Below are 12692 nucleotides of genomic sequence, written 5' to 3'. Positions count from 1 at the left end.
GCGGTCAGTGGGCCCGGAGCCATACGCGCATGGCCTCCGGCCTGCGGTTGCCCCACAGGAAGTAGGGGACGAGGGTCACGGGGACGGCCTCCGGTACGGCGGCGTCCGCCGTGCCGGGACCCTGCGGGGCGGCGTCCGTCCGTCCCGCCGTGAGTTCGGGGTACAGCTGCGCGGAGAGCGCGGGGGCGGCGGTCGCGGCGGCCCGCAGCAGGACCGCGCCGGCCAGGGCGTCGTCGGTCGCCTCGCCGTCGGGCTGCTGCGCGGGGACCGCCCCGGCAACATCGTTAGCGCTAACAACAAGGTCGTCGACGGGGAGCGCCGTGTCCTGCTGCTCCAGGCAGTAGACGAGCGGGCCGCGGGCGACGCCGACGGCACCGCGGGTCGCGTCCAGGTGCGGATGCGAGCCGTGGGCGCGGACCGGCATCGGGATGCTCAGCAGGATCGAGTCGCCCTCGGTCCACCGCCTCTCGACCGTGAGCCAGCCGTCCTCGGCCGCCACCGGCTCGCCGTCCAGCGTGACGTCCCGCGCCCAGGCGGGAATCCGCAGCTTGACCGCGTACGGGCGGTCGGCGGCGCGGTCCACGGTCAGCCGCACGTCGCCGTTCCAGGGGTAGGCCGTCTGCACGGTCACCGCCAGCGACGCGGTCTCGATCCGGGACTCGGCGTACTGGGCGACGAAGAGGGCGTCGTCGCGCTCGGCGGCCACGTGGTCCTGGAGCTGGGCCATCCAGCGCACGATGTTGGGCGGGCAGCAGGGGCAGCCGAACCAGCCGCGGCGCAGCAGCTCGCCGCCGGTCTCGGCGCCGCTGCGCTGCTCGTGGTCGGGGCGGCGCTGGAGCGGGTTGTCGTAGAAGAACGCCTTCCCGTCGGCGGACAGGCCCACCGCGTAGGCGTTGAACAGCACCAGCTCGAAGACGTCGAGGTAGGTGGCCCGGCCGGTGGCCAGGAACATGCGCCAGGCCCACTGCATGGTGGCGATGGCGGCGCAGGTCTCGCTGTAGGAGCGCTCGGACGGGAGCTCGTAGCGGTCGCCGATCGCCTCGTCGGAGTGCCGGCTGCCCAGCCCGCCGGTGAAGTAGAGCTTGGTGGCGGCCATGTCGTCCCACAGCCGGTCGAGCGCCTCGAACAGCGTCTCGTCGCCGGTCTCCAGGAAGAGGTCGGTGGCGCCGGCGGCCAGGTACACCATGCGCACCGCGTGTCCGGTGACGGACGGCAGCTCGCGGAAGGGCAGGTGGTCCTGGAAGTACTCGGGCGGGAAGATGCGGTGGGTGAGGTTCCCCTGGCCGCGGCGGTCCACGAACAGCCGGGCCTGGGTGAGGTAGTCGCGGTTGCCGGTCTCCCGGTACAGCTCGACCAGGGCCATCTCCACCTCGGGGTGGCCGCACACCGCCTCCTGGCCGCCCTCACCGAAGCGGCGCACCACCAGGTCGGCGAACTTCACGGCCACGGCGAGGAGCCGGCCGTCGCCCATCCGCCGCTCGGCCGCCACCGCGGCCTGGATCAGATGCCCGAGGTTGTACAGCTCGTGGCCCCAGGACAGGTCCTCCCACGGCTTCTTCTCGCCCGCGGGGTCCTGGAAGAAGGAGTTCAGGTAGCCGTCGTCGGCCTGCACCCGCTCCAGCATCCCGACCACCTCGTCGAAGAAGCGCCGCGTCTCCTCATCGGCGCCGCCGGCGGCGTCCGCGCCGATCTCGTAGGCCAGACCCTCCAGGGTCTTGTACAGGTCGGTGTCGAGGAACGGGTAGCGCCCGCGGAAGGGTGCCGGGTCCTCCTCGAGCAGGCGGCTCAGGTTCGCGACGTTGCCCGCCGCGCGCAGCTGCTCCACCGTGTGCGGGATCGTCGCGCGCCGGTTCCGGTCCTGCCACTCACCGAGCAAACCGCCGGTGATACGCACCGACGCAAGCGGAGCCACAGCCCCCGCTTGCGTGCGTACCGCTCCCGGCCGGTCGCCGGCACCGGCCCTGATCTGCACAGATGTCATTGAGTCTCCCAGTGGTATGTGGCATTGCACAGACCATAGGGCCTCGGCTGAGTGAACAGCAATGGGTCACCGCGAGAAATCCAGCCCCACTGGTCACGCCAGCCTCGCGGAGTGCGGCGCGGCCGGGCCGGCGCCCGCGCGACGCTCCGGCCGCGCGATGCCCCCTGCCGGCGTCGCGACGTCCGCGAGAAGCGACGGCCCGCGGGAAGGGCGCCACCAGGGGAGCAACGACCGCCCCCCGGCCGACACCGTGGCGAAATGCCGCACCGGCAGGGCGAGTTGCGGTCAGCCCTTCTTATGCCTTCCCCGCATTCGTAGCATGTAACATTGCATGGATCAGGGGGCTGTGCCATGCTGCACCGCGAACCCAACGCCGCACTTTCCCCCAGTAGTTGCCTACCGTTCGCCAGCAACTCTCAGGCCGTCTGGATCAGTTCACCCACGCGCCAGGCGGCTCGGCCTCACGACTCCCGCGGTTTCGCCCCTCGGCCGCCGCGGCGATGTCCCCCCTGCGATTCCCGCGACCACAAGCCGCCGGGAGGCCCGCGATCACCAGCCGGACAAATTGTTAGCGCTCACAACACGCACCCACGGGCTGCTTCACCCTGCCCGACCACCTTCGAAGGGAACGAATGCAGATGAGTCCTCTGAGGCGGCGCGACTTCATGCGGGTGTCCGCGGTGGCGGTCGCCGCCGCGGCGACCACCCGGGGGCTGGCCGGCCCCGCCCAGGCCGCCGCGGCCCCCGCGGGCAGGACCGCCGCGACCACCCTGCCTCCGTTCGCCGGCGCGGGCAGCAACGCGCCGGTGCGGCCCTTCGCGCTCCAGGAGGTGAAGCTGGGCCCGAGCGTCTTCCAGGAGAAGCGGGACCGGATGAAGGCGTTCATCCGGGAGTTCGACGAGCGCCGCTTCCTGGTCCCGTTCAACGCGAACGCCGGCCGGCCCAACCCGCCGGGCGTGCCCGTCGTCGGCGGCTGGGAGGACGGCGGCCAGCTGACCGGCCACTGGACCGGCTACTACCTGACGTCGCTGGCCCACGCCTACTGCGACGACGGCGAGCAGGTCTTCAAGGACAAGAGCGACTGGATCGTCCGCGAGCTGGCGGCGGTGCAGGACGCCATCTCCGCCAGGACGGCCGGGGGCGGCGCGGCGCAGCCGCCGATCGGCCGCGTCGCCGGCCGGTTCGGCCAGGCGCTGAAGCTGGGCGGTGACGCTCCCGCCCAGTACGTGGCGCTGCCGTCCGCGGTCCTCGCGGGCCTCACCGACTTCACCGTCGCGACCTGGATCAACCGGGCCTCGACCGACGGTCAGGACTGGTCCCGTGTCTTCGACTTCGGCAGCGGCACCGGGACCAACATGTTCCTCACCGTGAGCGCGGGAGGCGGTGGCGCGCGCTTCGCGATCACCACCGGCGGCTCGCAGGGCGAGCAGCGGATCGACGCGCCCGACCCGATCCCCACCGGCTGGACCCATGTCGCGGTCACCCTCGCGGGCGGCACCGGCACGCTGTACGTCGGCGGCGAGCAGGTGGCCCGGAACACCGCGCTCACCCTCACTCCGTCCGACCTGGCGGGCGCGGGCAACGTGTGGATCGGCCGCTCCCAGTACGGCGACCCGCCCCTGGACGCCGCCGTCGACGAGTTCCAGATCTACGACCGGGCGCTGACGCAGGCGGAGGTGCTGTCGCTGACCGGGTCGGCGGCCGGGACCACCGGCGGCGGCAGCGTCGCCTGGTACGGGTTCGACGAGGACGGCGGCACCGAGGCCGTCGACTCCTCGCCGCACCACCGCCCGGCCACCGTTGTCCCCGCGCCCGACCCCGCCGACTGGGTGCCCACCCACCCCGGCTACCTGGGCGCGCTCCCCGACGACCTGGTCCTGCGGCTCGGCCCGCCGCGCTTCGCCACCTACGGCGGCGACACCGGGACCTGGGCCCCCTGGTACACCCAGCACATGCTGATGCGCGGCCTGCTCGACGTCCACTACGCCACCGGCAACGCGCAGGCCCTCCAGGTCGTGACGAAGATGGCCGACTGGGCGCATCTGACGCTGACGCTGGGCGACGTCAACAACCCGCAGTACCAGGGCCCGATCACCCGGGCCGACCTGAACCTCATGTGGGACACGTACATCGCGGGCGAGTTCAACGCGGTCGCCGAGCCGATCGCGGAGGTGTACGCGCTGACCGGCGACGCGAAGTACCTGGAGACGGCGAAGTTCTTCGACAACCGGCAGTCGCTGTTCGGCGCCTGCGACCGGAACGAGGACATCCTCACCGTCACGCACGACAGGAACCCGGGCCCGCGGCGGCCTGACCGCCTGCACGCCAACCAGCACATCCCCAACAACCTCGGCTACCTGCGGATCTACGAGCAGACCGGGGAGCAGGAGTACCTGCGGGTCGCGAAGAACTTCTTCGGCATGGTCGTCCCGCACCGGATGTACGCCATCGGCGGCACCGGCGGCACGTATCCGGGCTCCAACGCCAACGACGAGCAGTTCCAGAACCGCGGCGACATCGCCAACGCGCTGACCCACAGCGGTTCGGAGACCGAGGCCACCCACAGCCTCGTCAAGCTGGTCCGCAACCTGTTCTTCCACGTGCCCGACGCGGCGTACGTCGACTACTACGAGCGCGCGGTGGTCAACCAGATCCTCGGTTCGCGGCAGGACTCCGACAGCACCGGCGATCCGCTCATCACCTACTTCCAGTCGCTCGCCCCGGGTGCGAGCCGGGACTTCGGCAACCTGGGCACCGGCGACGGGGGCGCGGGCCTGGAGGACCAGACCAAGTACCAGGAGCTGGTGTACGCGCGCTCCGCGGACGGCTCTACGCTGTGGGTCAACCTCTACCTCGCCTCCACGCTGACCTGGCCCGAGCGCGGCTTCACCGTCGACCAGCAGACGCGGTTCCCGCGCGGCGACACCTCCCGGCTGACGATCACCGGCAGCGGCCGGCTCGACGTCAAGCTGCGCGTCCCGGCGTGGGCCACCGGCGGGTTCACCGTCCGGATCAACGGCGTCGACGCAGGAGTGCACGCGAAGCCGGGCACCTACCTCACGCTCAGCAGGACGTGGCGCAGCGGCGACGTGATCGACGTCGCCATGCCGTTCCGCATCCGCATCGAGCGCGCCACCGACCGGCCCGACACGCAGTCGGTGTTCTGGGGGCCGGTGCTGATGTCGATCCTCGGCGACCCGGGGAACGGCGCGTACCGGCGGCTCACGCTCTACTCCGGCCTGAAGCGCGACGGCGACTACACCCGGGCCGCCCTCACGCCGGGCGCGCCGACCGCCGCGGGCGACCCGACCTTCACCGCGGGGACGCTGCGGCTGCAGCCGTGGTACGTCGGGGACCCGCAGCCGCAGTCGGCCTACTTCCGCCGCGTCGAACCCGACATCGTCTTCGGTCCGGTCGCCACCGGAGTGCCCAACGTCAAGCGGGACGACGGGCTGCCCGCCTACGACATGCCGGTCGAGGGCGTCGCCTCGCCGGGCCACGACGGCCTCACGTTCCTGGACGTGGTGTGGGACCAGGCCCCGTTCCACACGCACGGCGACTTCGTCTCGGCCGTGGCCCGCACCGCGGACGACTTCCAGGGCCGCGGCCTGCTCACCGCGGCGCAGAAGGACACCGTGGTCGCGGCCGCCGCCCGCGCCCGCACCCAGCTCACCCCCTGACCGCGCCCCGTCCCTCCCCGGGCGGCACCCCGGCCGCACCGCGCGGCACCCGGCTCCCGAGGCCGGGCGCCGCGCGGATCAGTACTCGCCCTTGATCACGAAGAAGGAGCCGCGGATCTCGCCGGCGAGTTTGGACTTCTGGCGGGCGAACTTGAAGCGGGAGGCCAACTCCTCGGGTACTTCCATGCCTTGGGAGAGCTTGAAGCCTACGGCGCGCTTCTTGCCGTCCTCGATGCCGTACATCACGTTGATCGACAGGCCGGACTCGTAGAAGACGTAGGCCATCCGGAGGCCGTCCACCTCGAAGGACGTCACCTCCAGCGGGCGGGAGGAGATGGCGAGGTCGCGCTCCTTTGAGAGGATGCGGTTCACCCAGTCGAGCACCTCGGGCGCCTCGCCCGCGGGGCTGACGGTGAAGACGTGGTCGTACTTGTTCCGGTAGTAGCGTGCCTCGTTGGCGCGCAGTCCGGCCAGGGCATCGGCGACCGGGGACGATTCCAGGCCGGTCGTGGCGACGTTCTCGAAGTCGACGGTGTACGGCATGTGGCCTCCTGAGGACAATCCACCGCACATCCTTGCAGATCCTTCGCGCTCGGGCAGTTCCTGCCCTCGGCAGCGGGTCTCGCGGGCGGTCAGCCGAAGGTGCGCCGGTACGCCTGCGGGCTGACGCCGGTCGTGCGTTTGAAACGGTCGCGGAAGGCCGTCGGCGAGCCGAAGCCGACCTGGGAGCCGATGCGCTCGACGGAGTGCTCGGTGGTCTCCAGCAGGTGCTGCGCCTGGCGGACGCGGGCCCGGTGGAGCCACTGCAGCGGGGTGCTGCCGGTCTGCTCGCGGAAGCGGCGGATCAGCGTGCGGGTGCTGGTGCCGGCCTGGGCGGCGATGTCGGCGAGCGTCAGCTCGCGGCCGAGGTTGTCCCGCAGCCAGTCGAGCAGCGCCTCCAAAGCGGAGCCCTGCGGCGTGGGCGCGTGGTCGTAGGCGATGAACTGCGCCTGCCCGCCCTCCCGTTCGAGCGGCATAACGGAGAGCCGGGCGGCGTCGGCGGCGACCGCGGAGCCGTAGTCGCGGCGGATCATGTGCAGGCACAGGTCCAGGCCCGCGGCGGCGCCGGCCGAGGTGAGGATCAGGCCGTTGTCGACGTAGAGGACGTCCGGGTCGACCTCGAGCTCCGGGTGGGTGGCGGCAAGCAGCCCGGCCGCGAGCCAGTGGGTGGTCACCCGCAGCCCGTCGAGCAGCCCGGTGGCGGCCAGCGGGAACGTGCCGGTGCAGATGGAGGCGATGCGCGTGCCGTCGGCGGCGGCCGCGCGGAGCGCGTCGCGGACGTCCGGGGGCAGCGGGGCCGTGGGGTCGCTGACACCGGGCACGATGACGGTGTCCGCGTCGCGGAGCCCGTCGAGGCCCCAGCGGGCGCGCAGCGTGAAGGTCCCCGCGTCGACCTCCTCGCGCTCGGCGCACACGCGCACCTGGTAACCGGGGCGCCCGTCGGGCAGCCGGGCGCGCGTGAAGACCTCGATCGGAGTGGACAGGTCGAATGGGATCACCTGGTCCAGCGCGAGCACGGCGACGGTGTGCATGGCAGGAACCTACCTCCTCGACGATCTGCCGCTTCGGCCAGGATCCGCGGATATCCCCATGTCACCGCCGTTGCGGGCCCTCATCCAGCGGTTGGCGATATTCCGTTGAAACACGTCACTCACGCCACTGGGACGCCGCGCCGGCAGCGGGTTGACTTCGCAGCGACCAACAGAGATCGACACCGAAGGAACGTCGATGCACATCCAGATCGTCCTTTTCGACGGCTTCGACCCGCTCGACGTCGTCGCCCCCTACGAGGTGCTGCACGCCGGCGGCGTCGCCTCGCGGGGCGCGGTGAGCGTGGAGCTGGTGTCCGCGGAAGGCCCCCGAGAGGTGGTCAGCGGCACCGGGGGCCTGGCACTGCGCGCCACCGCCGCCCTCGACCCGGAACGCGCGGACCTGGTCCTGGTCCCGGGTGCATCCGGCCGCGTGGGCGCACCCGGCGAGGTGCCGCAGCAGGAGGCACCGGGCGGGGAAGGGCCGGACGGCGCGGTGGGAGCCGCCGCGGGGAGGGAGGACGAGCTCATCCCGGTCGTGCTCGCCCGCACGCTGACGACCGGACTGCCCGCGCTGCTGAAACGGGCGATGGACGACCCCGAGGTGACGGTCGCCGCGGTCTGCGGCGGCTCGCTCGTCCTGGCCATGTGCGGCCTGCTGGAGGGGCGCCACGCCACCACCCACCACCTGGGTCTGGACATGCTCGACGCCACCGGCGCGCGCGCCGTCGCCGCGCGGGTCGTCGACGACGGCGGCCTGGTGACCGGCGCTGGCGTGACCTCAGGACTCGATCTGGGCCTGTACCTGCTGGAGCGCGAGGTGGGCCCGCGTGTCGCCCACGCCGTCGAGGAGCTGTTCGCCCACGAGCGGCGCGGCACCGTCTGGCGCGCGCGAGGCCCGGCGCCCGCCGCTTTCTGAACCACCTCCGGGCCCCGGCCGCCGGTTCGGCGGCCCCCCTTTGTCGACCAGACGTCCCACCTGTCAGAAAGACCCTCAGCATGTCCGCAGAAGGCACCTGGAACCTGTCCCTCCGCACCCCCATCGGAAAGATCCACGCCGTGGTCGACCTCCGCCGGCAGGACGGCGTCCTGACCGGGACGGCCCGAGGAACCGGTGAGGAGGTACCGCTGACCGGCATCGTCCTCGACGGCGACCGGCTCACCTGGACGCAGGCCATCACCAGACCCCTCCGGCTGAACCTCGCCTTCGACGTGACGATCGATGGCGACACGCTGACCGGCACCTCCAGGGCGGGCCGGCTGCCCGCCTCGAAGGTCACCGGCGAGCGCCGCACCGCCGCGGAGGACCGGTCATGACGAAGTTCCTGCTGGCCGTGCACGTGCTGGCCGCCGTCATGGCCGTCGGTCCGGTGGCCGTCGCCGCGAGCATGTTCCCCCCGGCGCTGCGGCGCGCCCGCGCCGAATCCCGGGAGACCGCCGGTTCCGGTGACCCCGGTGACCCCGGCGGCCCGGGTGGGGGCGACGCGCCGGCGACGCTGCGGACGCTGCACCGCATCTGCCGCGTCTACGCGGGCGTCGGTCTCGCCGTTCCCGTCTTCGGGTTCGCCACGGCGAGCAGTCTCGGCGTCCTCGGGAGCGGCTGGCTGATCGCCTCGATCGTGCTGACGGCGGCGGCCGCGGGTGTCCTCGCCCTGCTGATCCTGCCCGCGCAGAGCGAGGCCCTGGCCGGGACCGTGGCCAACTCCCTTGCGGCGCCGCAGCGTCTGGCCATGCTGACCGGCGTGTTCAACCTGCTGTGGGCCACGGTCACCGTCCTGATGATCGTCCGCCCCGGCTCCACCACGGGGGTGTGACCGTGCCGTTGCGTCACCTGCGCATCGCCGCGCACGCCGAACTCGTCTCGCTGATCGCGATGCTGGCCAATCTGTTCACCGCTCATCTCCCGTCCCTGTCGGCGCTGTTGGGGCCCACCCACGGCTGCGCGTACCTGTTCGTCGTGGCCGCGACCTGGCGCCTCGACCAGGCCACGCCCTCCGCGAAGGCCCTGTCCCTGGTCCCGGGCGCCGGCGGACTGCTCGCCCTGCGCCGTCTGCGCCGCACCCCCGCGACGCCGGACCCGCGTCCCAGGCAGCCCGCCCCGTCCTGACCCGCGCGGCGCAAGAGGGCCGGCCGCCCGGACACCACTCCACCGCGGGAGGGGCGTCCAGGCGGCCGGCGATCCAGCGGGCGGGGGCCGCTGCCTCCCGGCAGGGACCAGGGCCGCTACCGTGCAGGTCACGACCGGCGAGCGGGGCGGGACCCGCCGTGCCGCCAGATACCGGACCGGCGCTCGCGAACGCCCGCCGCCACCGGCTCCCCCGCCGCCTACCGCCAGAGAGCACGCCATGCCCCAGCCCCCCGCCCCCGCCGGAGCCGGCTCCAGTTCCACGGCGGCCGCCGCCGCGATACCCGACGTCGACCGGGCGCAGGCCCGCATCCTGCGCGTCCTGGTCGCCTCCCAGATCCTCAGCGGCGCGGGCCTGGCCGCGGGCATCACCGTCGGCGCCCTGCTGGCGCAGGACATGCTCGGGACCGCGGGCCTCGCCGGGCTGCCCAGCGCCTTGTTCACCGCGGGCAGCGCGCTCGCCGCGATCACCGTCGGCCGCATCTCGCAGGTGAAGGGGCGCCGTCCGGGTCTTGCCGCCGGATACCTCACCGGCGCCGCCGGCTGCGCCGGGGTCATCGCCGCGGCCACCCTGAGCAGCCCCGCCCTGCTGTTCGCCGCCCTGTTCGTCTACGGCGCCGGCACCGCCACCAACCTCCAGGCCCGTTACGCCGGTGCGGATCTCGCCGCGCCCACCCACCGCGCCCGCGCGGTGTCCACCGTCCTGGTCGCGACGACCCTCGGCGGTGTCGTCGGCCCCAACCTCGCGGCTCCCACCGGGAATCTGGCCGCCGCGCTCGGCATCCCGCGGCTGGCCGGGCCGTTCCTGCTGTCCGGAGTCGCGTACGCGGCGGCCGCCCTCGTGCTGGCGCTCTTCCTCCGCCCCGATCCCCTGCTGCTCGCCCACTCCCTCGCCGCGGCCCCGGCGCCGGACGCCGGGGCCCGGCCCGATGCCCCGGAACCCGTCCCGGACGCCGTGAAGGAGGCGGACGCCGCAGAGGACGCGCGCCCTGGGACCGTCCCTGCCCGCGTGGCCGACGCGCCACGGCCGGCGAACCCGCCGGGCGGCGTCGTGCTCGGCGCGCTGGTGATGATCACGACACAGCTCGTCATGGTCGCGATCATGACGATGACGCCGGTCCACCTGCACGACCACGGCCACGGAACGGCGGCGTCCGGCCTGGTCATCGGCACCCACGTCGGCGCGATGTACCTGCCGTCACCGCTGACCGGGCGCCTCGCCGACCGCCTCGGCCGCACCACGGTGGCCGGCGCCGCCGGCGTCACCCTCCTCGCCGCCGGCCTGCTGGCCGCCCTCGCACCCGGCGACTCCGTCGCCCTCCTGGCTCTGGCCCTGGCGCTGCTCGGCCTGGGCTGGAACTTCGGCCTCGTCGCGGGCACCGCGCTCATCACCGACGCCGTCCCCCTGGCCACCCGCGCCAGGACCCAGGGCATGGTCGACGTGGCGATCGCCATCGCGGGCGCCACCGGCGGGATCACCTCCGGCGTCGTCGTCGACCTGGCCGGGTACCCCGTCCTCGCCCTGACCGGCGGCGTCCTCGCCCTCGCCGTCCTCCCGGCCGTCGCCGCCACCGCGCACGGCCGCCGCCCGGCCGTCCCGCAAGCCGGGCAGGCCGGGCAGGCCGGGCAGGCCGGCTAGACCGGTAGCCCGCCGCCCGCAGGCAGTGCCGAAATCGCCGCGGCGGCTCGGGGTGGTTCGTCGCGACCCGGCGCGAGGGCGTCCGCATCCACTACCAGGGTCCCCAGCGACGCCGTCGCCCAGGTGTTCGCCCCCTGGGTCGCCCTTGAGTAGGAAGAACCCCATTCCCTCGGGGTCGACCAGGACGTGCCACGGCTCAACCCCGCTCCAGCCGACGCCAGCCCGTTCGCCCGCTGGGAGCGCGTGTCGCAAACCCTTCGCCCGCCGCAAGGTACGCGCATGACGCGCTCCAGCGTCGGAGAAGGAAACGGGAAACACCATCGATCGCCTTGTCCGTCCGGTGGGCTCTGCCGCACTCTTTCGTGCAGCGCTCCTCGACCGGGACGGACGGTCTTGGGAGGTTTCCGTGCCGCAGCCGTCCACGCTCTTCGGTGAAGAGCTGAGGAGGCGACGTCTCGTTGCCGCGATGAGTCTCACGGCGTTGTCCCGGGTCGTGCACTACAGCAAGGCGCAGCTCAGCAAGGTCGAGCGAGGCATCAAGACACCGAGCCACGACCTCGCCCGCTTGTGCGACGCCGCCCTCGGCGCCGACGGATCCCTGATCGCCCTGATCACCACGACCCAGCCGATCCCAACCTGCGAAGCAGCTTCGGACGACGCCCCCCACGAGGAGGAGTGGACCATGCAGTTGTCCCCGGACGGCCCGAATTGGTTCCACCCCGTAGGCCGACGGGAGGTGATGGGCGCCGGCGTCGCCTCCCTCATGACGTGGCGGTCCGACGAGAGGGGAGCGCTCGCCCCGGACACCGGGGCAGGGATGCTCGAGGCATCCCGTTCGCTATTCACGCACTACCGGCGGCTCGGTCAGAGCGTGGAGCCCGGGCTGCTCCTGCCTGTTCTCATCGCCCAGACCCACACGCTGCGGGAGTTGTCCACCCACGCCGACGCCCGCACCCGTGCGGAGTTGCTCGCGCTCGGCTCCCGCTATGCCGAGTACGTCGGATGGCTGGTGCAGGAGACCGGAAACGACCGGGCGGCCCTGTGGTGGACACAGCGCGCCGTCGAACTCGCGGGGGCCGGAGGCGATCGGGCGCTGGCCGGCTACGCCCTGGTCCGCCGGGCACTGGTCACGCTGTACCGGAACGATGCCGCGCAGACGATCGCCCTGGCCCACCGCGCCCAGAACGGCACTCTGCCTCCGCGGATTCGCGGCCTGGCCGCGCAGCGTGAGGCGCAAGGTCACGCGCTCGCGGGCGACCGCAGCGCCTGTATGCGCGCCCTCGATCGTGCCCGGGAGTTCCTGGCGCAGGGGAGCGACTCCGAGGGGCCGGTGATCGGCACCATGCATCTTCCCGATCCCGTCGGCATGGTGACCGGATGGTGCCTGGTCGATCTCGGGCGGACACGGGAGGCGAGCGAGCACCTGGACCGCCAACTCGCCCTGGTGGGCGCGGACGCACTGCGTACCCAGGTGAGGTACGGGGTGCGCCGGGCACTCGCGTACGCCGCGGACGGCGACATCGATCACGCCTGTGCACTGGCAGGCCCGCTGCTCGACGGAGTGGCTGCGGTGCGGTCGGCAACCGTGACGACCGATCTTCGGCGACTGGCCCGCGTCCTGTCCCGCCATTCCGATCACCCGTCGGTCCGCCTCCTGGCGCCGCGGCTCGGCACATTGACCTCCTTACCCACACCCTGA

10 protein-coding genes are annotated in these 12692 nt (G+C 72.9%); 7 read left to right on the top strand and 3 right to left on the bottom strand.

Features of this window, described 5'->3' with window-relative positions; translation table 11 throughout:
• Positions 1-4: 4 nt before the first annotated feature.
• Positions 5-1894: a glycoside hydrolase family 127 protein gene (locus tag ACH4TG_RS27070; protein ID WP_398245139.1), complete on the bottom strand. Its 1890-nt coding sequence runs from the start codon at positions 1892-1894 to the stop codon at positions 5-7.
• Positions 1895-2619: 725 nt separating this feature from the next.
• On the opposite strand from ACH4TG_RS27070, the gene ACH4TG_RS27065 reads away from it, so the two are divergent.
• Entirely contained in the window at positions 2620-5661 is a 3042-nt protein-coding gene (locus ACH4TG_RS27065) for a beta-L-arabinofuranosidase domain-containing protein (RefSeq protein WP_398245138.1), read from the top strand.
• 78 nt (positions 5662-5739) lie between these two features.
• On the opposite strand, the gene ACH4TG_RS27060 is transcribed toward ACH4TG_RS27065, so the two are convergent.
• Both ACH4TG_RS27060 and ACH4TG_RS27055 read right to left on the bottom strand, forming a co-directional pair.
• A complete protein-coding gene (locus ACH4TG_RS27060) occupies positions 5740-6204 on the bottom strand; it encodes a phage tail protein (protein WP_398245137.1) in 465 nt (154 codons plus the stop codon).
• 89 nt (positions 6205-6293) lie between these two features.
• Positions 6294-7232, bottom strand: a complete 939-nt coding sequence (locus ACH4TG_RS27055) for a GlxA family transcriptional regulator (protein WP_398245136.1) — start codon at positions 7230-7232, stop codon at positions 6294-6296.
• Between the two features lie 196 nt (positions 7233-7428).
• Here ACH4TG_RS27055 and ACH4TG_RS27050 point away from each other — a divergent pair, with 196 nt between their 5' ends.
• The 6 genes from ACH4TG_RS27050 (at position 7429) to ACH4TG_RS27025 (ending at position 12692) form a co-directional block, all read left to right on the top strand.
• On the top strand, positions 7429-8148 hold the full coding sequence (locus ACH4TG_RS27050; RefSeq protein WP_398245135.1) for a DJ-1/PfpI family protein: 720 nt from the start codon (positions 7429-7431) through the stop codon (positions 8146-8148).
• A gap of 80 nt (positions 8149-8228) precedes the next feature.
• Positions 8229-8546, top strand: a complete 318-nt coding sequence (locus ACH4TG_RS27045) for a hypothetical protein (protein WP_398245133.1) — start codon at positions 8229-8231, stop codon at positions 8544-8546.
• Positions 8543-9043 carry a hypothetical protein gene (locus ACH4TG_RS27040; protein ID WP_398245132.1) on the top strand — a complete coding sequence of 167 codons (501 nt, stop codon included), beginning with the start codon at positions 8543-8545 and terminating at the stop codon, positions 9041-9043. The genes ACH4TG_RS27045 and ACH4TG_RS27040 overlap by 4 nt, the downstream gene beginning before the upstream one ends.
• A 2-nt stretch (positions 9044-9045) precedes the next feature.
• Positions 9046-9336, top strand: a complete 291-nt coding sequence (locus ACH4TG_RS27035) for a DUF3817 domain-containing protein (RefSeq protein ID WP_398245131.1) — start codon at positions 9046-9048, stop codon at positions 9334-9336.
• Positions 9337-9574: 238 nt separating this feature from the next.
• Positions 9575-10993, top strand: coding sequence for an MFS transporter (locus ACH4TG_RS27030; RefSeq protein ID WP_398245130.1), 1419 nt, complete (start codon positions 9575-9577; stop codon positions 10991-10993).
• 406 nt (positions 10994-11399) lie between these two features.
• Positions 11400-12692 (top strand): helix-turn-helix domain-containing protein, encoded by a 1293-nt coding sequence (locus tag ACH4TG_RS27025; RefSeq protein WP_398245129.1) that lies wholly within the window; start codon positions 11400-11402, stop codon positions 12690-12692.

It is taken from the genome of Streptomyces sp. NPDC020917, from assembly GCF_044333795.1.
Lineage (GTDB): Bacteria > Actinomycetota > Actinomycetes > Streptomycetales > Streptomycetaceae > Actinacidiphila.
The sequence above is the reverse complement of the archived record's forward strand: the minus strand, read 5'-3'. Positions and strand labels throughout refer to the sequence as shown.

What these genes read in the sequence shown, in the direction of transcription:
- ACH4TG_RS27065 (WP_398245138.1), top strand. Translation starts at nt 2,620, where the DNA reads ATGAGTCCTCTGAGGCGGCGCGACTTCATGCGGGTGTCCGCGGTGGCG.
- ACH4TG_RS27060 (WP_398245137.1), bottom strand. Translation starts at nt 6,204, where the DNA reads ATGCCGTACACCGTCGACTTCGAGAACGTCGCCACGACCGGCCTGGAA.
- ACH4TG_RS27055 (WP_398245136.1), bottom strand. Translation starts at nt 7,232, where the DNA reads ATGCACACCGTCGCCGTGCTCGCGCTGGACCAGGTGATCCCATTCGAC.
- ACH4TG_RS27050 (WP_398245135.1), top strand. Translation starts at nt 7,429, where the DNA reads ATGCACATCCAGATCGTCCTTTTCGACGGCTTCGACCCGCTCGACGTC.
- ACH4TG_RS27045 (WP_398245133.1), top strand. Translation starts at nt 8,229, where the DNA reads ATGTCCGCAGAAGGCACCTGGAACCTGTCCCTCCGCACCCCCATCGGA.
- ACH4TG_RS27040 (WP_398245132.1), top strand. Translation starts at nt 8,543, where the DNA reads ATGACGAAGTTCCTGCTGGCCGTGCACGTGCTGGCCGCCGTCATGGCC.
- ACH4TG_RS27030 (WP_398245130.1), top strand. Translation starts at nt 9,575, where the DNA reads ATGCCCCAGCCCCCCGCCCCCGCCGGAGCCGGCTCCAGTTCCACGGCG.